Consider the following 23,321-nt stretch of genomic DNA (forward strand, 5'->3'; position numbering starts at 1 on the left):
AGCGCCGCTTACAGCGTTCGCTTGATTTCCTCGACGCGATAGCACTCGATGACGTCGCCGGCGCGCATGTCCTGGTAGTTCTCGAAAGCCATGCCGCATTCCTGTCCAGCGGCGACTTCCTTGACCTCGTCCTTGAAGCGCTTGAGCGTCGAGAGCTTGCCCTCATGCACGACGACATTGTCGCGGATGAGCCGCACATTGGCGCCGCGCTCGACATTGCCATCCGTCACGCGGCAGCCAGCCACCTTGCCGACCTTCGAAATATCGAAGACCTCGAGGATCGCTGCATTGCCGAGCAGGGTTTCGCGCAGCGTCGGCGCCAGCAGGCCGGACATCGCGCCCTTCACGTCATCCACGAGATTGTAGATGATGTTGTAGTAGCGAATCTCGATGCCGGCGCGTTCGGCCGCGTCGCGCGCCTCTTTGTGCGCGCGCACGTTGAAGCCGATGACCGCGGCGTTCGAGGCTTCGGCGAGCGAAATATCGGACTCCGAGATGCCGCCGACGCCGGCATGCACGATGCGCGCCCCGACCTCTTCGGTTCCAAGTTTTTCGAGCGCCGCCGCGATGGCTTCGACCGAGCCCTGGACGTCGCCCTTGATGACGAGCGGGAATTCCTTGCGGCCCGCCGTCTTGAGCTGGCTCATCATGTCGGAAAGCGAACCGCGCGCCGAACCGCCGCGCGCGGCGATCTTGTCGCGCTTCATCCGCTCGCGATATTCGGCAATCTCCCGGGCGCGGGCTTCCGACTCGACGACAGCCACGCGGTCGCCGGCTTCCGGCGTGCCGCTGAAGCCCAGAATCTCGACGGGAAAACTCGGGCCGGCTTCGGGACGCGCGGCGCCCTTGTCATCGAGCAGCGCGCGCACGCGGCCCCATTGGGTTCCCGCGACGACAATGTCGCCGACGTGAAGCGTGCCGCGCTGAACCAGCATGGTCGCCACAGGCCCTCGGCCCCGGTCGAGCCGCGCCTCGATGACCGTGCCTTCGGCGGCGCGATCGGCGTTGGCCTTGAGGTCAAGCACCTCGGACTGAAGCGCGATCAGCTCGAGCAGCTTGTCGAGATTGGTCTGCTGCTTCGCCGAGACTTCGACTTCGAGCGTTTCGCCGCCCATCGATTCGACCTGCACTTCATACTGCAGCAGTTCCGTGCGCACCCGCTCAGGCTTGGCGTCCGGCTTGTCGATCTTGTTGATGGCGACGATCAGCGGGACATGCGCGGCGCGGGCGTGATTGATCGCCTCGATCGTCTGCGGCATGACGCCATCGTCAGCCGCGACGACCAGCACCACGATGTCCGTGACCTTGGCGCCGCGGGCGCGCATCGCCGTAAAGGCCGCATGGCCGGGCGTGTCGATGAAGGTGATGGCGTGACCGTTGGGGGCCGTCACCTGATAAGCGCCGATATGCTGGGTGATGCCGCCCGCTTCGCCGGAGACGACATTGGCCTGGCGAATGGCGTCGAGCAATGACGTCTTGCCGTGGTCGACGTGGCCCATGATCGTGACGACAGGCGGACGCGCCGTGAGATCGACGTCGACGTCGGGCGTGTCGAACAGGCCTTCCTCGACGTCGGATTCGGCGACGCGCTTGACCGTGTGGCCCATCTCTTCCGCGACGAGCTGCGCCGTATCAGCGTCGACGACGTCGTTGATCTTATGCATCTCGCCCTGCTTCATCAGCAGGCGGATGACGTCGACCGCGCGCTCCGACATGCGGTTCGCGAGTTCCTGAATGGTGATCGTCTCGGGAAGGATCACCTCGCGCAGAACCTTTTCCTTCTGCTCCACCTGGCCGCGGAACAGCCGCTGCTGACGGCGCTTGAAGGAGGCGACGGAGCGCGTGCGCTCTTCGTCGGTTCCGGCCGTGGCGGTGGAAACCGTCAGCCGGCCGCGATCTTTCATCGCGCCGCCGCGAGAGGGGGTCGGGCGTGGCGGAGCGGGCGGCGTGAAGCCGCCGATGGTGCGCACGGGCGGACGTCGCACCGCGGCGGTTTCGCCCTCGGTGCGAATGGGCGCGCGGGCGCCGGCCGAACCAGGCGCGGCGGCCCCGACGGAACTGCGCGGCGCTGCAACGCCGGCGGCGTCACCGGGCAGCCGGCGACGCGCTTCTTCCTCGGACTTGCGTTTCGACTCGGCTTCGCGCGCGAGACGCTCTTCTTCCTCCCGCTTGCGCGAGTCGGCGGCGGCGCGCTCGGCGTGCTCGCGCTCCTCGCGTTCGTTGCGCGCCTTGGCGTCGATTTCCGCGCGGCGGCGATCGTCCTCTTCGCGCGATTTCGCATCGACGAGCGCGCGGGCGCGCGCCTCGCGCTCCTCATCGGTCAACGCGCGCAGCACGACGCCCGAGCCGGAGCGCGGCGCAGGCGCCGAACGCTGTGTCTCGGATCTCGGCGCGGCCTTCGGCGGCGGCGCCGGCGGCTCCGCAATCGGGGCCGTCGCGCCGGCCGGCTTCGCCGGCTCGACATTTCCGGGCGCGCGGCGCTTCACCTTCTCGACCACGACCACTTTTGAGCGGCCATGGGAGAAGCTCTGACGGACCATGCCGTGCTCGACCGGTCGTTGCTTTAAGTGCAACGTCTTCGACGGCGCGACGGTCAGAGTTTTGTCGCCGCTGTTCTCGCCTTCGCTCATCCAGTTCCCAATCCTGGGCCGCTACGACCCGTTAACTTCAGTCTGCGCAGCCGTTCGGCTTCGCCTCGTTTTCGTCGCCCGTCGCCGCCGCGCCGTCGATGCATACGCCCCGATAGGCTGCGAGTCGACGGCATCGCCCGATGAAAGCCGTCGTCGGACCGCTCCCGGCGAGGGCAGCATGTATCACATTTGTGCGGCCCAACGCCAAATCCAATTGCACCGACGAAAATAAGCCGATGACGGGGGTCGTCGACCCGGCGCGCCGGGCCGCTTGGGCAAGCTTGCGCTTGCCGTCTTCGCCGCCGTCGCGCGCTTCGATCAGCGCGCGGACAGAACCTTGCGCGAGGGCGTCGGCGACCTTGCCGAAGCCCGCCGCAACGGCGCCCGCCTTATTGGCCAGCGACAGCATCTGCAGACAATCGGCTTCGAGCAATCGGTCGACGTCCTCGGCCAGTTGCGGCGCGGCGTCGATCTGCGTCTTCAGCGCGCGCGCAAACAGACGCTTTTGCGCCGCTTGCGCAACGACGTCGGCGCGCGCCGTCACCCAGACGCCGCGGCCAGGGAGCCGCGCCTTGATGTCGGGCGCGAGCCCGCCGTCCGGCCCGCGCACAAAGCGGATCATCGCCTCGGGCGCGCCGCTCTGGCGCGTCACGATGCAGGTCCTCTCCGAAACATGCGGCTCGCGCGTCATGCCCTCGATCAATCCGCTATTCGCCTTCCGCCTGAGCTTCAGCCTCGACCTCGGCCGGCGCCACAGGCTCCTCGATCCAGCCCACGCGCACCCGCGCGAACATGATCATCGCTTCAGCCTCTTCACGCGACAGGTCAATGCCCTCGAAGTAGCCCTCGTGCTTGACCGTCTCGCCATCCTTCTTCTCGCTCCAGCCGACGAGGTCGTCCGGCACGCAGCCGGCGAAATCCTCCAACGTCTTCACGTCGTTTTCGCCGAGCTTCACCAGCATCGCGCTCGTCAGGCCCTCGATCTCGCGCAGTTCGTCGGCGACGCCAAGCGCCTTTCGGCGCTCTTCGTTCTCCGCCTCGATGCGCTCCAGATAGTTCTTGGCGCGGTTCTGAATTTCGGCGGCGGTATCCTCGTCGAAGCCCTCGATCGTCGCGAGTTCAGGAAGTTCGACATAGGCGAGTTCCTCGACCGAGCGGAAGCCCTCGGACGCCAGCAGCCGCCCAACGACCTCGTCGACGTCGATGGCGTTCATGAACGACTTCGTGCGCTCGACGAATTCCCTCTGCCGGCGCTCCGACTCTTCGGCCTCAGTGAGAATATCGATGTCCCAGCCGGTCAGCTGTGAGGCGAGACGCACATTCTGGCCGCGTCGGCCGATCGCGAGCGACAGCTGATCGTCCGGCACCACGACCTCGATGCGCGAGCTGTCCTCGTCGAGGACGACCTTGACCACTTCCGCGGGCTGCAACGCATTGACGATGAAGGTCGCGGCGTCCGCGGACCAGGGAATGATGTCGATGCGCTCGCCCTGCAACTCGCCGACGACCGCCTGAACGCGGGAGCCGCGCATGCCGACGCAGGCGCCGACCGGATCGATCGAGGAATCGCGCGACACCACGGCGATCTTGGCGCGCGAACCCGGATCGCGGGCGACCGACTTCACCTCGATCACGCCGTCATAGATCTCCGGCACTTCCTGCTTGAACAGCTTCGCCATGAATTGCGGATGGGTGCGCGAGAGGAAGATCTGCGGGCCCCGCTGCTCGCGGCGCACATCGTAGACATAAGCGCGGGCTCGATCGCCCGGGCGGAACATTTCGCGCGGGATCATCTCGTCGCGGCGGATAATGGCTTCGCCGCGGCCAAGGTCGATGACGACATTGCCGTATTCGACGCGCTTGACCACGCCGTTGACGATTTCGCCGATGCGGTCCTTGTATTCTTCATATTGGCGGTCGCGCTCGGCCTCGCGCACTTTCTGCACGATGATCTGCTTTGCAGACTGCGCGGCGATGCGGCCGAAGTCGAAAGGCGGCAGCGTCTCCGAGATCCAGTCGCCGGACTGCGCCGCCGGATTGCGCTTGCGCGCTTCGGCGAGCGAAATCTGCGTCGAGTCGTTTTCGACCTCGTCGACGACGAGCAGCAGCCGCGAGAACCGAACTTCGCCCGTCTTGGAATTGATCTCGGCGCGCACCTCGGTTTCCTGGCCGTAGCGCGAGCGCGCCGCCTTCTGCAGCGCGTCCTCCATCGACGCGATGACGATCGAACGGTCGATCGACTTTTCGCGCGCGACGGCTTCGGCGATCTGCAAAATCTCAAGTCGGTTGGCGCTGACGGCCATTGTTAGTCTCCCCTCGAACGGCCGGGGGGCTTTGGTTTGCCGCCGGCCTTCTTGAACTGGGTTTGAACGCCGGCCGGAGCCAGCGGTTTTTGCTTCTGTTGCGCGGGGCCGCGAAAGCGTCCCGGTCCGCGGCGCGGACGCTCCTCCGCGTCCGCCTCCTCCGGATTCCCTTCAGTCTGCTGGAGCTTGCCCGCCCGCAGCGACTCGCGAATGAGCGCCTCGGTCAGCACCAGCCGGCCTTCGTCGAGATCGGCGAGCGGCAGCGACACGGCTTTTTCTTCGTCCGAGCGCGCGTCGGTGCGCTCCAGCGCGAGCGTCGCGCCTTGTCCCTCGCCTTCGACGCCGCGAATGACGCCACGAAAACGCTTGCGTCCGCTCGCCACGGGATGAGTCAGTTCGATCTTCACCTCATGACCGATGGCGTGGTGAAAATCCGACAGACGCACCAGCGGGCGATCGACGCCCGGAGAAGAAATCTCCAAGCGATATTCACTGGCGATGAGATCGGCGACGTCGAGTTCGGGCGACAGCGCCTGGCTCGCCGCCTCGCAATCATTAACGGTCATCGTTCCGTCCGGACGCTCCGCCATGATCTGCAGAATCGGTCCGTTCTGCTGCAAGAGGCGCACGCGCACGAGTCGGTAGCCCAACTGCCCCAGCACCGGCTCTACAAGATGCGCGACGCGCGCGGCGACGCCGGTCTCACTGATGAGACGCGGTTCGTCAAAGGTCGTGCTGGCGGCGGCGTTTTGCGTCAAGCGCTGTCCTTGAAGCTCTCGAACGATCAAAGCAAAAAGAGCGGGTCCCCGGAGGGCCCCACTCTCAATCGGCGATCATCCGAGAATGATCGTTATGAGATGAAGTTCGGCCCTATATGGCAGGGGAACGGCGAAAAATCAAGAAATCTTGAAACCAGTCGCCCAGCCGATCTTCGCTTACCAACGAAGGTCAGAGTCCGAGCCGCCATGTCAATTCTCCCGTTCGGTCTATGAATTAGTTCTTTACCGCTGCTTTTACTAGGAACCCGAATACTAACGCAGTAAACGCGAGACCCTGCCCTGCCGCATCCAATGGCAGGCGTCGCGTCCCGTCTCGGCTCGACCAATCGCCGCACGCAGATGCTAAGAGCCCGGCCCTCGCGGTCTTTGAATTCACATCTTCTTTTGCGAGAATCGCACGAAAGCGCGCGTGTTGACCTCGCGGCGATGCGCCCATAGTTTCGCGCCGGGTCTGATGTAATTCTTTTTTTTCGGTCGTTCGGGCGCGGCCGCCAAATGCGACATTGTGGAGATTATTATCGAAGCGCGTTCGTTTTCCGACGCTGGAACAGTCGTCGACTCTCATGCTTTGCTCGCGTGCGCCACAGGGGGGCGCTGAATTGCCGCCGTCAGACGCTGCGAGCGACCCCATTTCCTTGGAGCCCGCGCGCGACGTTCGGCGCGAGCAAGACGTCTTCCTTGCGCTGTCGCAGGAGCCTTGGCTGCGCTTTTGCGGCTTGAAGGGATTTCCGCCTGGGAGATTCGTCGAACTTCGCTATACGGCGAGCGTCTATGACGCGCCGGTGCGGCCGATCCTGCGATTTTGGATTGGCGAGGAATTCAAAGAGCACATTCTGCCATCGCCCTGCGAAGGCGTTGGGCTTTGGATCGGGCGCGTTCCGCGCGAGACGACCGAGGCCTGGATCAGCCCGACCAATCGCTCCGGGGCCTTCAGTTTCCGCTTATTGGGCGCGCGGCCGCTGGGCGGCATCGAGGCGCTGCGCCAAGCGTCGGCGGCGCCCAAGCGTCTGTTCTTCGCCCTGTCGGCCGATATGGTCGGACTGACGCAGGAAGCGGAGCTCAACTGGCGCTGGGCGCTCGGCGCCGCGCCGATGTCGACGTACCCGTCCTGGCGCGCCGCGCGAACGCGCGAGAGCGACCCCGACTTCGACCGGCCTCGGAGCGAATGGGCAAAGGCGCCGAAAGTGGTCGCGCTGGTCGACGCCCGCGGCGCGTCGCCGCGCGACATTGAAACGACGTGGGAAAGCGTCGCGGCGCAAACCTATCCGCACTGCGCCGTCTTCACAAAGACCGACGGGGCGCAGTTCGACGCTCGCGATCTCGTGCTGCCGCTCGTCGCCGGAGATCGTCTGGCGCCCGACGCCTGCGCCTGCTTTGTCGAACATTTCGCCCGCGATCCGCAGCACGCCATCGCCTATGCGGATGAAACCGTCGGCGAAGGCGACGCCTTGCGCCCGATCTACAAACCCGGCTGGAGCCCGGCGCTTCATCGTTTTGCAAATTATGTCGGCCGCGCGGCCTGCGTTCGCGCAAGCCTTCTCGCCGCGGAGTCCGACTGGATCGAAGCCGGCGCCGACGAACTGATCGACCGGCTGCTGTCACGCGCGGGAAACGACGACGTCGGCGCGCTGCGCCGGCCATTGTTTCGCCTTGCGCGCGCGGCGAGCGGGCGACGAACGACGATTGACGCTGTGTTCCGCGGCCCGCCGCCTTCGGTGACCGTCGTCATTCCGACGCGCGACCGCATCGATCTGCTCGCGCCCTGCCTCGACAGCCTGCTGCGCAAGAGTCTCTATCCACAATTCGACGTCATCGTGGTCGACAATGACAGCGTCGAGCCGCGCACACAGGCGTTGCTACAGGCGCTGCAAGCGAAGGATTCGCGGCTCAAGGTCCTGAACAAGTCAGGCGCCTTCAATTTCTCCGCCCTGTGCAACGCCGGCGCGGGCGCGGGGCGCGGCGACTACCTGATTTTCCTCAACAACGATACCGAAGTGGTGACGCCGGACTGGATCGAACGGCTGCTCTTTTTTGCGTCGGCGCCGGATGTCGGCGCCGTGGGCGCGAAGCTCCTTTATCCCGGCGGCCGCGTTCAGCACGTCGGCGTCTTGCTCGGCATGGGCGGCGTCGCAGGCCATTTCGGCGCCGGCGTGACCGAAGACGATCGCGGCTGGATGAGCCGAAATGTCTTGCCGCACGACGTCTCGGCGGTGACCGGCGCCTGCATGATGATCGAACGAGACAAATTCGACGCCGTCGGAGGCTTCGACGAGATCAATCTCCCCGTCGAATTGAACGACGTCGACTTATGCCTGCGACTGGCGGCGCGAGGCTGGCGCACGATCTGCCACACGCAGACGATTCTCATTCATCGTCAGTCGGCGAGCCGCGGCGGCGGCGCGCTGCGTCTGCAACGCGTCTACGAGACCGAGCGCCGCGCGTTTTACGAGCGCTGGCGCGCCGTCATTCGCGACGATCCGCATTTCCATCCGGGGCTGTCTCTCTACGCCAATAGCGAAGCTTTACCGTGATGTTGCTCGCTTGCGCCGGGGCCCCGACCCGCTTAATTTGCGGCGCGGGAAAACTGTCTGCTCCGCCCGAATGATAGGGCCGCCAGGGACCGACGCCGCGTCAACGCGCTCAGGCGATTCAGCCTCAGTTAACATGCGTAGCGCATGAACAGGTCAGCGACTTGAGGGTAGATGAGCACGCCTAGGGCTCCAAGACCGCCTAAACTGTCTGAAGTCATCGCCACCGCTCAGAACGTGGCGCGTTTCTCGTCGACCAAGGCGGTGGAGATTCTCGCGCCGCTGACGACGAAGGACGCCGCGAACCGCCTGCCGACGCTGATTCGCGAAAGCTTCGAGGGCATGGCGGAGAAACTGGCGACCGCCAGGGCGGACGCGGGCGGCGGGCTGCTCGGACGCAGCTTTATCTTCGCCGTCGTTCTGCCGACATTCCTGTTCTGGCTTTACGCCTGCTTCTGGCAGTCGGAGCGCTACGTCGCTGAGACGCGGCTGACCGTGCGCGCTCAACATGAAAAAAAATCGGGGACCGACGCGGCGTCGATGATCACCAAGCTGACGGGCGGGGGCGCCAATCCGTCCTCGCAGGACGCCTTCATGGTGCTCAATTACGTAAAAAGCCGCGCCATCGTCGCCGACCTCGGCGGCCGCGACTACATGGAGAAAAAGTTTGCGCGCTCCGGCATCGACTATTTTTCGCGGCTCGGCAGAAACGCCAACGCGGAAGAAATCTGGAAATATTGGCTGAGTCATATTTCGGCCAGCGTCGACACCCTTTCCGGCATTTTGACCGTGCGCACCGACGCATTCCAGCCCAAGGACGCGCTCGACGTCGCGCGCGATATCGTCAGGCTCAGCGAGGATCTCGTCAACAAGATCACCGTGCGCAATCGCACCGACGCCTTGAGTCGCGCCGAGCTCGAAGTGACGCTGTCGCGCCAGATGCTCGCCGACGCGCGCGAGAAGACGCTTCAGTTCCGCAACAAGAACGTCATCATCGACCCGAGTTCGCGCGCTACAAGCATTGGCGAACTGTTGGGCAAGCTCATGATGGAGCGCATGGACATCGTCAACGCGCTTTCGACATTTTCTTCGTCGCTCTCCAGCGATGCGCCCAGCCAACGGCTGCAACGCACGCGTCTTGCCGCGATCGACCAGCAGATCGCGGACCTCAAGAAGAAGCTTACGGACCCGCAGGGCGCCGACGCCGTTTCCTCGCAGATCGCGTCCTATGAACGCCTGAAGCTCGACGAGCAATTCGCTGAAAGATTCTATTCGATCGCGCAGACCTCCTACCATCACGCGCGGCAGGAACTTGCAAAACAGCAGCTCTATCTCCTGACGATCGTTGAGCCGACGTTGCCGGAATCTGCGAGTTACCCGAAAGCCACGGCGAACACCATCCTGCTGTTTTGCGCGCTGCTCGTCGCCTGGGCGGCGATTTCGCTGATCGTCGCGAGCATCGACGATCACATGGTTTGAGTGTCCCGCGCGACGACGTCGGCGTCATCGGAGAGCGCGGAGACAACCGATTCCTCAGCGAAGGAATAGAGCGCCAAATCGGCTTCAAGAAGGTCCGCGACGAGGCTGATGCGCGACAGCCGATCGGCCAGCGCGCTGATCGAAGGGTGCACCACCGGCTCATAATCGCCGGTGAGATCGTGACCGAGAATGCCGGCCAGCAGCGCGCTGAAATCACGAAAGCGGCTGCGCACGCCCACGAGCTCCATCGACGCCAGGTTCTCAAGCGCCGCCGGGACGTGACGGCGCTCCGGCGTCTCGCCCGGGATGCAGCCGAACATTCGCGTCATCGGGCTTATGAGCGCCTCACGCTCCTCATCGGAAACATTCCGGAATTTCGCAAGGATGCCTTTCGGATCTTCGAGCGGCAGGTCGCGAACAAAATCGGTCAACGCCGTCAGCCCGGTGAAGAGCAGCGGCAGCATATGCGTCGAATCCGACTTCTGGATCAGGCTGAGGATCACCAGTCGCTGCGCCAGCTCCTCGAAGGGGTCGCCCAACAGCGCCGCAGTAGTGAATTTCGCATTGGAAAGAAAATGCGCGTAGCGCGGGAAGCTCGAGCGGCCCGACATAAAGATTGATTTGTTGAAACTGTTGTTAATGAGCACGAGCATGGTCTCGAAGGCGTAGCGCTCGGTCGACGGGTAGGTGAGTGTGAACAGATTTCTCGACCGTCCGCCCAATTTCTCGATGGGGCGAATCGAACCGTCGAACAGAAAAAATTTGCGCTCGATGTGCCGTCCCTTCTTGAATCGCCGGTAGATCAGAATTCCGGTGTCGGCTTCGAGCAGTTCGATTTCCTCGACGCCCGGCAGCCCCTGGACCAGCTTGTCGTCGACCAAAAAGCCAACGAGACCGGTGGCGTGAACGCCAAGGTCGCGCACGTCCGGACGCTGAACGGTCGCCGAGATTTCAATGTCTTCTTCTCCCGGTCTGCGGACCAGGATCTTCGGCACGGCGGAAGGATTGTCCGGCGCGAGCCAGCCCCGAATGGCGGCGCCGTCGTCGGCGTCAATATTGAAAAACACGATCGCTCCATCTCAGACGGATAAGCGCCGCCGATCCGCGTTTCGGCCCCGCTGCCTTGCCCGCTATTTGGCCATATGATCGCGGACAAGGAAGGCCACGGCGATGAGCGCGAGCCAGCCGATCGTCGCCGGCGCGACAATAATGCCCCATTCGATCCACCGCCGGGGATAGAGAGATTTTTCCGCAAGCGTCGGACGAAGGAAGGAGACGAGATAGGCGCGCTGCGTTTCGAGATCGACTCGGGCGTTTTCAAACATCGACGCGGCGAGCCCGTATCTTTGCCGGGCGAGATCAAGCTCGATCTGATGCATGGAAAGCACGCCCGCACGCTGCGCCAGAGAGCCCTCCCCCCTCTCGCCGCCGCCGGCGATTTGCGTCGAATATTCGTCAATCTGGCTCTTGAGGCTCTGAACCCGCGCGGTGAGCAGGCGCGCTTGAGGCGAGTCCGACGTGGCAGAGTCGCTGTGCAGCGCGAGATCTTCCTGCGTCGCCGCGAGCTCAAGCCGAAGCGTGGTGATGAGCTTGTTGATCGCCTCCGCCGCAGCCGGCGCGTCGAGCACGCCCTCGGTATCGCGCGCGTCGCGCATGGAGCCAGTCGCATTCTTCAACTGTTCTTCGGCGCGCGTCAGTTCCGTGCGCGCCTGCGCCAGCGCATCGCGCCTGGAGCGCGTTGACAGTTCGTTAACCACCCGTTCCGAAAGGTCGGTGACGTTCTGTGCGATGGCGAGCGAATCGCTTGGCGTGAAGGCGCGCACATTGATGGAAATGATGCCGGACATCATGTCGAGGCTCGCGTCGATCCGCCGTTTCCAGTATTTTTCCAGTTCCTCAACCGAATCTTCCGGATCGAAACTCGAAAAATAGTCGACTCCGGAACGCGCGAACATGGCGCGCAAGCCGACCTTTCGGTCGAGCGCTTCGACTATCGAGCGGCTCCTGATGAAATTGACGAGAACCTGCGCGTCCTGCATCTGCTGGGAGGCCTGCGAACCCATGGCGCCTCCGCTCAAGAGATCGAGACTCGACGCTTCGCCGGCGCGCAGCGCGAATTTGGTTTCGGTCACATATTGCTTGCTGGCGATCAGACCCCAATAGATCGAGGCGACGAGGAACGGAGCAATGACGAAGGCGGCGAAGCTGGCGAGGACGCCGAGGCGGAACGCGCGGTCGCCGCGTCGCGCCTGGAAGCCGCCGCCCCCGGCGATGACGCTCGTCGGCGCGCGGGATTTGTTCGCGGCCCTGCGCAGCGCGCGCGAGATCGACTTCGCCTTGAAGCTAGCGTCCTGCGGGCTCAGCGGCCCCCGCTCGGGCTCGGCGAGCGCGACCGTGATCTCCGGCTGCTGGGCGTGAACGGCTTCAGGCATTGAGCTTCTTATAAAGTTCGATCGCGTCGTCGACACTGTTGAAGACGTGCATTCGCCCGCCCGCCAGCACCATGCCGCGATCGCAATATTGCTGAATGGTCGTCATGGCGTGCGACACCATGATAACGTCCGCCGTCCGCCGGCGCTTGGAGAACTCCTCTTGGCACCGCGCCGCGAAGCGCGCGTCGCCAACGGCGGTGACCTCGTCGATGAGATAGCAGTCGAATTCGATCGAGAGCGACAGGCCAAAGGCGAGACGCGCCATCATGCCGGACGAATAGGTGCGAATCGGAGCGTCGATATAGGCGCCAATCTCGGCGAAGTCCTCGACAAAGTCGATCACCTTGCGCGCGTCCTGTCCGTACACGCGCGCGACGAACTTCACGTTTTCGCGTCCGCTGAGCATCGGGTGCAGCCCGCCCGAAAACCCCAGCGGCCAGGAGACGCGCGAGGAGCGCACGACCCGGCCGCCATTGGGCAGCTCGGTGCCTGCGAGGAGGCGCATCAGAGTCGATTTTCCGGCCCCATTGACGCCGAGAATGCCGTAGCTGCGGCCAGCCGCGAAGTCGAGGCTGACATGATCGAGCACGACCTTTCTGTGGCCGTGCGAGCGATAATACTTAAAGACATTGTCAAGCTTGATCATGATTCCCGAGCGGCGGGACGGTGGTGTTCCGTCACATTCCCCCGGCGCAGCCCCTAGCGCGCCGCGGGCCTTGGTTACGCCGAATTTCTGGCTAAGTCATGGCGAGACAACCGTTTTTCATTTAAGCCAGAGACGGTTGAATTTTCGTAAACTTCCACCGCCCCAATTGCCCAAGCTCGACTGGAAGGCGCCCGCATGACGGACAAGAAATCCGAAACCAGGCTGCAATGGGCGCGCCGCCATCTGCGCAACGGCTACATTATCCTGACCACACGCGGCGCCGTGGCGCTTTACGGCGCGGCGATGCGCGAACTGGCGAAACTGATTGATTCGCCGGTCGGCGTGTTTCTGGCGCCGCGCGATCTTTTGCGGGACGGTCCACGCTTCCTGCGCGAACAGGGGCTGCGCGCCGCCTGCGGCGCCGTATTGCGCCAGATCGCCGCGCAATATGATCCGCCGCTTGGGCGGCGACGCAATCCGATCAATGACCCGCTGCGTCAGGCGGCGATCAGTTATTACTACACTTACGAGTTGACCAAGCCGGATGGGGTCGTTCCCTCTCGCCGTCCGGTCAATGAAATGGACTTCGCGCTCGAGACGCCTTTCGCCTATGACGCGAGCCCGAAGCGCGCGCCTTCGATCGTCGCCATCGTCCACGCCTTCTATCCGGACGTGCTGCCGCTTGTCCTCGAAAAGCTGGATAACGTTCCCGGCGCGCTGGATCTTTGCGTCTCGACGGACACCGAGGAAAAGCAAAGGGCGGTCGACGAGGTCTGCGCCGACTGGCGCAAGGGCAAGGTTTTGACGCGTATCTGCCCGAATCGCGGGCGCGACATCGCCGCCAAATTCTTCGGGTTTCGCGACGTCTACGCCAATTACGAACTGTTCATCCACGTTCACACCAAGCGCTCGCCCCACGGCGGTGAAGCGCTGGCGCGCTGGCGCGACTATCTCATCGACAATCTTCTCGGGTCAGAGCGCATCGTGCGCTCGATTCTTTCGCTGTTCGACGATCCGCGGCTCGGCGTCGTATTTCCGCAGCATCTTTTCGAACTGCGCGGCATTTTGAACTGGGGCTACGACTACGATCTCGCGCGCAATCTGTTGAAGCGGATGAACATCGAGATCGACAAGAACCTCACGCTCGAATTTCCCTCCGGCTCCATGTTCTGGGGCAGGACCGCTGCGATCCGCCCGCTGCTCGACATCGACATCGGTTTCGCTGACTTCCCGCCAGAGAGCGGACAGGTCGACGGCACCCTTGCGCACGCCATCGAACGTTCTCTACTGATGATCGCCGAATCGCAGGGTTTCGAATGGCTCAAAGTCGCGCAGCGCGATCTCTATCCGATGGGCCATACGCTGCTGCCCGTGCATAGCGTCGACGACCTCGCGGCGCATCGGCTTAAGGTCTTCCAACCCGCGCTCGCATGCGTCGACTCCAATTTTCATCCCTATGCAACCCCGATCGCCGAAACGCGACCTCTGCTTTCCTATCCGTCGCGCAACGATCGGCCGCGCCTGACGTTGTTGACCCCGACGGTCAATCCGCAGCAGACCTTCGGCGGAATCGCCACCGCGATGAAGCTCTTCTCGGCGTTGCTCGCCGAACTCGGCGATGAGTTCGACGCGCGCATCGTGGTGACCGACGCAGATATCGAACCCCAAGCCTATGCGACGCTGTCCGGCTATACGCCGGTTCCCTATGCGGCCAGTCTCGATACTGAAAGAGCTGCGCTCGTCGACGCCAATGAGCGGGAAGGCGGCAGGCTGAACCTGCGCGCCAACGACATTTTTTTCGCGACCGCTTGGTGGACCGCGGAATTCGCGCTCGCCATGGAGCGCGAGCGGGCCCGCTATTTTGGCGGCGCGCGTCCGTTCATTTACCTCATTCAGGACGACGAGCCGAACTTCTATGGCCGCGGCGCAAAGTCCAGTCTTGCCGAAGCGACCTATCATCACGGCGATCAGACGATCGCGATCGTCAACTCCGAAGAGCTATTCTCGATCATGACCCAGAAATATCAGTTCCGTGACGCCTATTATGTTCCCTACGAGCTCAACGAACGCATCGGCGAGAGGCTGACAAACGTCGCGCGGGAGCCGACGATGCTTGTTTACGGTCGGGAAACCGTCGCGCGCAACGCCTTTGAGTTGATTTGCGCAGCGCTCGTCATTTGGCAGCAGCGCGATCCTGTTCGGGCGAGCCGCTGGAACATTGTTTTTCTCGGCGAGGATTTTCCAGACTCGCTTCTCTATCCGGTGCAGAATGCAACCGTCGGCGGGAAGGCCCGGCTCGATGACTACGCCGAACATCTCAGTCGCGCACTTGTCGGCGTTTCGCTGATGATCTCTCCCCACCCGAGCTACCCGCCGCTCGAAATGGCGGAAGCCGGGCTCGCGACAATCACCAACGCTTTCGCGGGGAAGGATTTGCGCCGTCGGTTCGACAACATCGTTTCGCCCGCGCGGCTCGATCCCGCATCGCTTGCGGATCTGATCGAGGACACTGTCGCGAGAATGGAGCCTTTCGTCGGCGCCATCGTTCCGCGTCAGCGTCACTCAGCGCCGCCGGCCGATGCGATGCGTCGCTTCGATCCCAAAACCCTCGCCGCTAAACTGCGGCGCGCCGCGGCTTCGCCGCTCTATGCGACCGGCGAGACCTCCGGCTCCATCTCGGCGAGCACCTGCGAGATATATTGACCATAGCCGCTTTTGGAGAGTTTTGACGACGCGGCGCGCACCTGAGCGGCGTCGATCCATCCGGCGCGGAAGGCGATTTCTTCGAGACAAGCGACGCGCTGTCCCTGCCGCTGCTCGATGGCGCGCACATATTCGCTGGCTTCGATCAGCGCCTCGGGCGTGCCGGTGTCGAGCCAGGCGAATCCGCGGCCAAGGCGGGCGACCTGCAGTTCTCCGAGTTCCAGATAGACGCGGTTGAGATCGGTGATCTCCAATTCGCCGCGCGGCGAGGGCTTCAATTGCGCCGCGAATTCCGGCGCGCGTTCGTCGTAAAAATAAAGACCGGTCACCGCCCAATTGGATCGCGGCCGCGTCGGCTTTTCTTCGATCGTGATCGCGCGCCCGGCCGAATCGAATTCGACGACGCCGTAACGCTCCGGATCGCGCACATGATAGGCGAACACCGCGGCCGAGCTGCGGGACGATTCGCTCAACACTTCCGGCAAGCCATGACCGTAGAAGATATTGTCGCCGAGGATGAGCACCGAGGGTTCGCCGTCGACGAATGCTGCGCCGATGAGATAGGCCTGCGCCAACCCCTCCGGCCGCGGCTGCACGGCGTAGGACAGCGACAGGCCCCATTGCGCGCCGCTCCCGAGCAACCGCTTGAAGGAAAGCAGATCCTCCGGCGTGGTGATGATCAGGATCTCACGCACGCCGGCGAGCATCAGCGTGCTGAGCGGGTAATAGATCATCGGCTTGTCGTAGACGGGGAGCAATTGCTTCGACGTGACGAGCGTCATCGGATGCAGCCTGGTGCCGCTTCCTCCGGCGAGAATGATGCCGCGCATGAGAATCCTATTCAGTTTGGAATTAATCGGGCGACGCAGGCATTGACGGAGTCGCGCCATTTCGGCAGCGCGACGCCGTAGCAGGCTTCGAGCTTGGCGTTGTCGAGCCTTGAATTCGCTGGGCGGCGCGCCGGCGTCGGATAGTCTGCGGTGGCGATGCGCTTGACGCGCACCGGCCGGCGGCCTTTCGTCTCCGCTGCGGAAAAGATCGCGTCCGCCATGTCCGCCCAGCTGGCTTCGCCCTGCCCGGTCATGTGAAAAACACCGCGCAGGCGCGGATCGAGATCGTCGACCAGCCTTTCGGCGATGGCCAGCAGCGCGTCGGCGATGTCGAGCGCGCTTGTCGGATTGCCAATCTGGTCGGCGACGACGCCGATTTCGTCGCGGGTCTCGCCAAGACGCAGCATCGTCTTGACGAAATTCGCTCCAAAAGGGCTGTAAACCCAGGCGGTGCGCAAAACGGCGCAATTCTCGCAGCGCGCGGCGATCTGCCTTTCGCCTTCGAGCTTCGAGCGCCCATAGGCGCCGGTCGGGCTGGGTTCGTCGTCTTCGCGATAGGGACGATCGAGCGCGCCGTCGAAGACATAGTCGGTCGAAAGATGCAGCAGCGGCACCTTCAGTTCGGCGGCGGTTTCGGCGACAAAGCCTGCGCCCGCGCCATTGACGCGCATGGCGACGTCGGGTTCGCTCTCGGCCTTGTCGACCTGAGTGTAGGCGGCGGCGTTGATGATGGCGTCGCAGCGCACGCTGCGTAGCGACGCGAGTATCATGTCGCGAGAAGAGAGATCGAAGCTGGGGCGGCCGAGCGCGAGCATTTCGACGCCTCTCGGCGCGCGCTCGATGAGCGAGCTGACGACCTGGCCGGTGAGCCCCGTGACGGCGATGCGTTTCATCCTGCCCACTTTACGCGAAAACCTCCGCCAAATCGCGCAGCCGCGGCCATTTGCGGTCCTTGTCCGACAGCACGGCGCTTTCGGCGGCGGCCGGCCACGCGATCCCGATGTCAGGGTCGTCCCAGGCGACGCCGCAATCATGCTGCGGCGAATAGAAATTCGTCACCTTGTAGATGACTTCCGTATCGGGCTCGAGCGTGACGAAACCATGCGCGAAACCGATCGGAATGAACAGCTGACGCCAGTTCTCTTTCGAAAGCTCGACGACGACGTGACGCCCGAACGTCGGCGAAGACCGCCGTAGATCGACGGCGACGTCGAGTATGCGGCCGCTGACCACGCGGACGAGCTTGTCCTGCGCGAAGGGCGCGGTCTGGAAATGCAAGCCGCGCACCGTCCCGACGTCGCGGGACAATGAGTGATTGTCCTGGACGAAGTCGAAATTCAATCCGGCGTTCGCCCAGGTCTTTTCGTTATGCGTTTCGCAAAAGAAGCCGCGCTCGTCGCCAAATTTTCTAGGCGTGACGAGCTTCAGCCCCGAAAGCTCGAGATCTTCAAACAAACAGCCCCCCCTGTCGCGCGTCAGGCGACGGCGTCTTCATCTTGCTCGGCAAGCACGCCGAGGCGCTCGCCGCGATATGTGCCCGAGCGGATCGCTTGCCACCAATCCGAATTATCGAGATACCAGCGCACGGTTTTGCGAAGACCGGTTTCAAACCGCTCGGCCGGCCGCCATCCGAGTTCACGCTCGATCTTGGAGGCGTCGATGGCGTAGCGCAGATCATGTCCCGGTCGATCGGAGACGAAGGCGATGAGGTCGCGATGCGATCCGGCGCGCCGCGGACGGAATTCGTCCATCAGGTCGCAGATCGCTTCGACCACGTCGATATTGCGCCATTCATTGCGTCCGCCGACATTGTAGGATTCGCCGACTTCGCCTTCCCGCGCCACGCGCATCAGCGCCGAGGCGTGATCCTCGACATATAGCCAGTCGCGCACATTCTCGCCGCGGCCGTAGACCGGCAGCGGCTTCTCCTCGATCGCATTGATGATGGTGAGCGGAATGAGCTTTTCGGGGAAATGATAGGGTCCGTAATTATTGGAGCAATTGGTGACGATCGTCGGAAGACCGTAAGTGTGACGCCAGGCGCGCACGAGATGGTCGGAGCCCGCCTTCGACGCCGAATAGGGCGACGTCGGAGCATAGGGCGTGTCTTCGCAGAAGAGGCCTTCCGCGCCAAGGGCGCCGAAAACCTCATCGGTGGAGATATGCAGGAAACGGAAGTCGCGCGCGCGGGCGCGGTCGAGCTGGCGCCAATAGTCGAGCGCCGCCCGCAGCATGACGAAGGTGCCGACGACATTGGTTTCGATGAAGGCCGCCGGCCCGTCGATCGAGCGATCGACATGGCTTTCGGCGGCAAGATGCATGACGACGTCGGGCTGAAAATCCTCGAAGGCGCGCGCGACTGCCGCCGCGTCACAAATATCGGCTTGAAGAAAGGAGAAACGCGGACTATCCGCGATGGGCCGCAGCGATGCGAGATTTCCCGCATAGGTGAGCTTGTCGAGAACGAGAATCTGATCGACGCTCCCGCCGATGACGGCGCGCGCAACGGCCGAGCCGATGAACCCAGCGCCTCCGGTGATCAATATTTTCATCAAAGCCCCGCTTTTATCTATCGCGCCGCCCTAAAATCGCGCCCCCACGCCCGCGCAGGGGAGCCCTATTGCGAAGGCGACGGTCGGCGCTCAAGCCGTTTACGCGGACTATGTGGCGGAACAACGTCATGGCATTGCGTAAGAATTTGGCGCGGCGCCGCGCGCGACGGCGCTGAATTGCGCGATTGGCGCGCGCGCGGATATGCTCCCGGCGACTTCAGCTTCGCATGGCGACGGCGCCATGCCTCACGCTCGGGCGCGGCCGTCAATGTGGAGAGAGCAGTTCGATTATTACTGGGATGGGCGCCGCCGGCTGGCCATCGGCTGGTTCGAAGGCGCCGAACGCGCGGCGGTCCGGCCGGAACTCACGGTCATCTCGGCGCGCGACGAGCGCTTCACGAATGCGCCCACGCTCGTCGACGTCATCAGCGCCGCGCGCTGGCGCGCCCGCATCATTGTCGTTGATGTGCCGCCTGAGCATCGATTCGTCCGACTGACCGCCGCCGACGGCGCCGAACTCATCCTGGCGCTCTCCGCGGAGCGCGAGCTGCCGCAGGGCGGCGACTGGCGTCTGCTCCTGACCTTGCTGCCGGACGCCGGCGGCGCCGACCCCGTCGCCTTTCGGCTGGCGGCGTTTCCGGCGCGCGGCGACGTCGAACGGCTTTCGCGGGAGCAGACCGCGGCGGCCGGCGCGCGATTGGTTTGGGCGATCGGCCAGCGCCGCGTGGTCGAGCGCGCCGACAACGCCCTCGTCATCCGCCTCGCCCCGGCGCGCCGCATCTTCCCGGCCTATCAGAGCCGACTCGTCCTGGAGGCGGCGCCGTTCGACTCATCGGCGGCCGCCGACGCGCGCGAGGCGCCCTTCGCCATCATGGAGCATTGGCTGCGCGAACCCGGCGCGCCGCGCATTATTCTTCGCCTGCGAATTCCCGATTCGATCGAAGAGAGCGCCACGCTGCTTGGCCGATGCAGCGTCGCGCTGGCGATGAACCAGCGACGGCGGCTGAAAGGCTGGACGCTCGAGCAGCGGTCGGCGGGAGAACCGGCCGTGGATCCGCTCACCTTCGACGACCTGCGGCAGGCGACAGGCGATCCGCAAGAACATCCAGACGCGGCGGAAACGGCGGAGTCGGTGGTCGTCGGCAATCTTTTGGCGCTGCTTGTCGATCCTGACGAGGCGGAGGTCGACGGAATCGCCTTGCGTCGCAGCCGTGAGAAGGCCGCCCCCGGCATGGGCGAAACCGCGGACATCGAATTTTATGGCGCGGCCCTTGGCGATGACGTTGGCCTCGTTTGCCCGGCGGCAGGGCCCGGCGATCTCGGCGTCGCGCCGGTCGATCCCGGCGGCCCCGCTTTCGCGCGGCTTTTTCGAGTCGAAGGCGACGGACTCGCGCCGCGCCGCGCGACGGATGACGAAGGACTTCTCGACGACCTCATGCGCCGCGCCGCCGACGCCGCGCGCGCAGCGACCGGCGCAGCCGCCCGCGCCGTGGCCGAACGCGCCGCCGGGCTGAAAGGCCGGCGCGACAAATTTGTCGCTTCACTGAACGGCGCTCTGGCGCGGGCGGAAGTCGCCGCGCGCTTCGAGCCGCCGGGCCTGTGGGATGCGCTCGAGCCTTTGGCGCAAGCGAGCTTCGCAGCGCTCGTCGTCGGCGAGACGGGGCCGGCCCGCGCGCGCTTGCAGCAGCTTGGCGGCTATGGCGCCTTTTGCGCCGATCCCGCGCTTGCCGCAGTCATTGCGGAGGGCGGCGAATTTGCGCAGTCCGCGCGCCCCTCCGCCGAAGCCGCCCCAGCGCGCGCGCCTTCTCTGCTTGCCCGCTATCTCGACGCCTGCGGCGCCCAAGGCATGGCGCCGACTGGCGTTGACGCCTCGCAAGAAGCGCGGCTCATGCGCGCGCTCTTGAAGGAGCCGGATGTGGCCGCGTTGCGCGAGGCGCGCGTCGCTTTGGCGATCGATGACGGCGTCCGGCGTGAAGCGGCGAAGGCGGCGCGATTCATCGTCGACGCCGCCGCGGTCGAGCGGGCGCGCGCGCATTTCACGGAAGCTGGCGCGATGGACGCCGCCGAGATGCTCGACGCCTATCTTGACGTACGGCGGGCCGGCGGCTGGACGCCGCCGCATGAAGCGCCGACTCTCGCCGCGCTCGTCGCGCGCGCCGGCGTCGAACGCGACGCCGCGCGGCTCGAAGCCGAAAGCCTCGCGCAGGCGCCGCCGGCTCAAGAGCGGTCGAAGGGATTATTTGCCGCGATGCGCGGCTTGTTTGGACGCTGATGGCCATCCGCCGCGCGGCCTGCGGCCATTCGCCTGAACCTGTCTCGCCTATATGGCGAGCTACCGGATCAATTTGCCTCCACGCCCGCGTGCAAAGCCGTCAAAGCAAAATCTTCGATTCTCAGGAATGTGACACTGAACTGTATTATTCTGCCGCGGAACGCGTCGCGCAAGACGAAAACGTCTTCTGCTGCGCAGCAGAACAAAGGCGAATGACCTGCGTCTGTGATCAATCGTGGCCGATGCACACTTGGCTCAGACGGTATCGGTTCCATGCCAGAGCCCCCAAGTTTAAGAGGACGACATGTCAGATTCCGAGAAAACCGAAGCGGAAATTTTGCAGCAGTGGATTGAGACCGTCGGCGGCGGCATCTCTCTTGGAGAGAGCCTGTTGAAATCTGTAGAGGTGTCAAAAAGAGGCGATAAGCTGACGATCGTGCTGAAGAAAAAGAAGCAGAAAAAAGGGTCTGATCAAACCCAGCCGTAATCGCTCGCGTCCGACCCGCCGAGGTAGCGCCGATCGCGCTACGCGCCGCCACAAAAATGATATATTCCCCGCATGAGCGAGATTGAGCTGAAGCTCTTGCTGGACAAGAAGATGTCGAGTGAGATTTGGGCGCGCCTGACGGCGTCGAAGCTGGCTCACGGCGCGCCTGTCACGAAAACGCTCAGAAGCATTTATCTCGATACGCCCGAGCATGCGCTGAACAAAGCGGGAATTGCGCTGAGGCTCAGACGCGACGGGCGACGGTGGATCCAGGGCGTCAAAACCAGGGGAACCTTGCATGGCGGCCTGTCGCAGGTCGGCGAGCTAGAGAACCCGGCGCCTGGCGGACGCCTGTGTCTCGATGCAATTTCGGATGCATCGATTCGTGAGGAGATCGTTGACCGCGTCAACGGCGCTCCGCTTCAGCCCATTTGCGAGACCGTGATCACGCGCAGGACGAGCGAGCTGACGCTTTCGGACGGCACGCGCGCCGAACTCGCGCTCGACACTGGCGAAGTTCGGGCCGGCGACCGCTCTGCTGAACTCTCCGAGTTGGAAATCGAACTCCTCGCCGGCAAGGCAAGCGGACTGTTCGACATTGCGCTCATCCTGGTTCCTGATGGCGGGTTGCAGTTCTCCCGTCTTTCCAAGGCCGCGCGCGGTTATTTGTTGGCCCAAGAGGGACGGATCGATTCGCCGCTTGCGCCCCGCAATGCTCAGAACCTTGCGCTTGATCCCGCGCAAACCGCCGAGCAAGCGGCCCGTGACGTCTTGCGCGAATGCCTCGATCAGATCGCCACGAATGTGCGCGTCGTTCGCCAGCTGGACGACGACGAGGGGCCGCACCAGCTGCGGGTTGGTCTGCGGCGACTGCGCAGCGCATTTTCGGTCTACGCCGCCGTGCTGCGAAGCCCCGAGATGAAGCGGCTTGACGCCGAGGCGCGCTGGCTCGGACAGGAAGTCGGGAGCCTGAGGGATCTCGATGTGGTGGCGAACGACATGGCGCGGCGGGAAGCCGAAACTCATCCCGACGAGCCCGGGCTTTCGGCGCTCGCCGATGTGGTCTCGCGGCAGGCGAAAGAACGGCGTGAGCAGCTGCGCAAGCTTCTTGTCGGCGCGCGCGTGCAGGCGTTCCTCATCGATCTTGCGCGATTCGTGGAGACGCGTGGTTGGCTTGTGCCTCAGGATTTCGTCCAGACCGAGCGGCTGGCGGCGCCGATTGCAACGCTCGCGCGCGCGTCTCTCAACAAGCGCTGGAAGAAGACCGCCAAGCATGCTCAGGGACTTGCGACGCTGACCGTGGAGCAGCGCCACGAGCTGCGCAAGGAGCTCAAAAAGCTGCGCTATGCCGTCGAGTTCTTTTGCTCCTTATTTCCGGCGAAACGCATCGATCCTTTCTTGAAGCGCCTTAAGAAGCTGCAGACCGTTTTTGGCGACCTCAACGACGCCGCGACGCTGAAAGCGATGTTCACAGGAACGGATGTTCCCGGCGCCGACGCTCCCTCCGTCCAGCGCGCCATCGGCTGGATGATCGGAGCGAGCCAGGCCCGCGCCGAATCGGGTTGGACCGGCGCCAAGGCGCTCTGGAGAGATCTCGAGCAGACCCGCCCGTTCTGGAAATGACGACGTCGCAATCGCCGCGTCATTGAACGTCTCCTCGACACGTCTTTGGATTACCCT

General features: G+C 64.0%; 17 protein-coding genes. 6 read left to right on the plus strand and 11 right to left on the minus strand.

All coding sequences use genetic code 11. The annotated features are described in order from the left end of the window. Positions 1 to 8: 8 nt before the first annotated feature. From infB to rimP, 4 genes are read right to left on the minus strand one after another with little or no spacing between them, the layout of a single operon-like run. Positions 9 to 2,630, minus strand: coding sequence for a translation initiation factor IF-2 (infB, locus tag IYY11_RS15105; protein WP_196404581.1), 2,622 nt, complete (start codon positions 2,628 to 2,630; stop codon positions 9 to 11). Between the two features lie 37 nt (positions 2,631 to 2,667). Beyond that, a complete protein-coding gene (locus IYY11_RS15110) occupies positions 2,668 to 3,321 on the minus strand; it encodes an RNA-binding protein (RefSeq protein ID WP_246720006.1) in 654 nt (217 codons plus the stop codon). Positions 3,322 to 3,337: 16 nt separating this feature from the next. Then, a complete protein-coding gene (gene nusA, locus IYY11_RS15115) occupies positions 3,338 to 4,933 on the minus strand; it encodes a transcription termination factor NusA (protein WP_196404583.1) in 1,596 nt (531 codons plus the stop codon). A 2-nt stretch (positions 4,934 to 4,935) separates the two neighbouring features. Beyond that, positions 4,936 to 5,691, minus strand: coding sequence for a ribosome maturation factor RimP (gene rimP / locus IYY11_RS15120; RefSeq protein WP_196404584.1), 756 nt, complete (start codon positions 5,689 to 5,691; stop codon positions 4,936 to 4,938). A 620-nt stretch (positions 5,692 to 6,311) separates the two neighbouring features. Between rimP and IYY11_RS15125 the strand changes: the two genes are divergently transcribed. Together IYY11_RS15125 and IYY11_RS15130 are read left to right on the plus strand one after the other, a co-directional pair. Then, complete coding sequence (locus IYY11_RS15125; RefSeq protein WP_196404585.1) at positions 6,312 to 8,243, plus strand: glycosyltransferase family 2 protein; 1,932 nt, start codon at positions 6,312 to 6,314, stop codon at positions 8,241 to 8,243. 234 nt (positions 8,244 to 8,477) lie between these two features. Further along, positions 8,478 to 9,719: a hypothetical protein gene (locus IYY11_RS15130; protein ID WP_312029735.1), complete on the plus strand. Its 1,242-nt coding sequence runs from the start codon at positions 8,478 to 8,480 to the stop codon at positions 9,717 to 9,719. Here IYY11_RS15130 and IYY11_RS15135 read toward each other — a convergent pair. From IYY11_RS15135 to IYY11_RS15145, 3 genes are all read right to left on the minus strand, one after another. Further along, on the minus strand, positions 9,707 to 10,786 hold the full coding sequence (locus IYY11_RS15135; RefSeq protein ID WP_196404587.1) for a hypothetical protein: 1,080 nt from the start codon (positions 10,784 to 10,786) through the stop codon (positions 9,707 to 9,709). The genes IYY11_RS15130 and IYY11_RS15135 overlap by 13 nt on opposite strands. A 63-nt stretch (positions 10,787 to 10,849) precedes the next feature. After that, positions 10,850 to 12,151 carry a hypothetical protein gene (locus IYY11_RS15140; RefSeq protein WP_196404588.1) on the minus strand — a complete coding sequence of 434 codons (1,302 nt, stop codon included), beginning with the start codon at positions 12,149 to 12,151 and terminating at the stop codon, positions 10,850 to 10,852. Further along, positions 12,144 to 12,797, minus strand: coding sequence for an ABC transporter ATP-binding protein (locus IYY11_RS15145; protein ID WP_018406178.1), 654 nt, complete (start codon positions 12,795 to 12,797; stop codon positions 12,144 to 12,146). Before IYY11_RS15145 ends, IYY11_RS15140 begins: the two co-directional genes overlap by 8 nt. 195 nt (positions 12,798 to 12,992) lie before the next feature. On the opposite strand from IYY11_RS15145, the gene IYY11_RS15150 reads away from it, so the two are divergent. Continuing rightward, on the plus strand, positions 12,993 to 15,500 hold the full coding sequence (locus IYY11_RS15150; RefSeq protein ID WP_196404589.1) for a rhamnan synthesis F family protein: 2,508 nt from the start codon (positions 12,993 to 12,995) through the stop codon (positions 15,498 to 15,500). On the opposite strand, the gene rfbA is transcribed toward IYY11_RS15150, so the two are convergent. The 4 genes from rfbA to rfbB are packed head-to-tail and all read right to left on the minus strand — an operon-like array spanning position 15,443 to position 18,882. Further along, a complete protein-coding gene (gene rfbA, locus IYY11_RS15155; RefSeq protein ID WP_196404590.1) occupies positions 15,443 to 16,330 on the minus strand; it encodes a glucose-1-phosphate thymidylyltransferase RfbA in 888 nt (295 codons plus the stop codon). The two genes, IYY11_RS15150 and rfbA, sit on opposite strands and share 58 nt — an antisense overlap. An 11-nt stretch (positions 16,331 to 16,341) precedes the next feature. Then, positions 16,342 to 17,223 (minus strand): dTDP-4-dehydrorhamnose reductase, encoded by an 882-nt coding sequence (gene rfbD / locus IYY11_RS15160; RefSeq protein ID WP_196404591.1) that lies wholly within the window; start codon positions 17,221 to 17,223, stop codon positions 16,342 to 16,344. Positions 17,224 to 17,233: 10 nt separating this feature from the next. Then, entirely contained in the window at positions 17,234 to 17,785 is a 552-nt protein-coding gene (rfbC, locus tag IYY11_RS15165) for a dTDP-4-dehydrorhamnose 3,5-epimerase (protein ID WP_196404592.1), read from the minus strand. Positions 17,786 to 17,805: 20 nt separating this feature from the next. Continuing rightward, positions 17,806 to 18,882 carry a dTDP-glucose 4,6-dehydratase gene (rfbB, locus tag IYY11_RS15170; RefSeq protein ID WP_196404593.1) on the minus strand — a complete coding sequence of 359 codons (1,077 nt, stop codon included), beginning with the start codon at positions 18,880 to 18,882 and terminating at the stop codon, positions 17,806 to 17,808. A 241-nt stretch (positions 18,883 to 19,123) separates the two neighbouring features. Between rfbB and IYY11_RS15175 the strand changes: the two genes are divergently transcribed. From IYY11_RS15175 to IYY11_RS15185, 3 genes are all read left to right on the plus strand, one after another. Then, positions 19,124 to 21,154 (plus strand): hypothetical protein, encoded by a 2,031-nt coding sequence (locus tag IYY11_RS15175; protein ID WP_196404594.1) that lies wholly within the window; start codon positions 19,124 to 19,126, stop codon positions 21,152 to 21,154. Between the two features lie 304 nt (positions 21,155 to 21,458). Next, on the plus strand, positions 21,459 to 21,641 hold the full coding sequence (locus IYY11_RS15180; protein ID WP_196404595.1) for a hypothetical protein: 183 nt from the start codon (positions 21,459 to 21,461) through the stop codon (positions 21,639 to 21,641). 72 nt (positions 21,642 to 21,713) lie between these two features. Beyond that, complete coding sequence (locus IYY11_RS15185; RefSeq protein WP_196404596.1) at positions 21,714 to 23,264, plus strand: CHAD domain-containing protein; 1,551 nt, start codon at positions 21,714 to 21,716, stop codon at positions 23,262 to 23,264. The last annotated feature ends 57 nt before the right edge of the window (positions 23,265 to 23,321 follow it).

The sequence above is a fragment of the Methylocystis sp. H62 genome (genome assembly GCF_015709515.1).
Lineage (GTDB): Bacteria > Pseudomonadota > Alphaproteobacteria > Rhizobiales > Beijerinckiaceae > Methylocystis.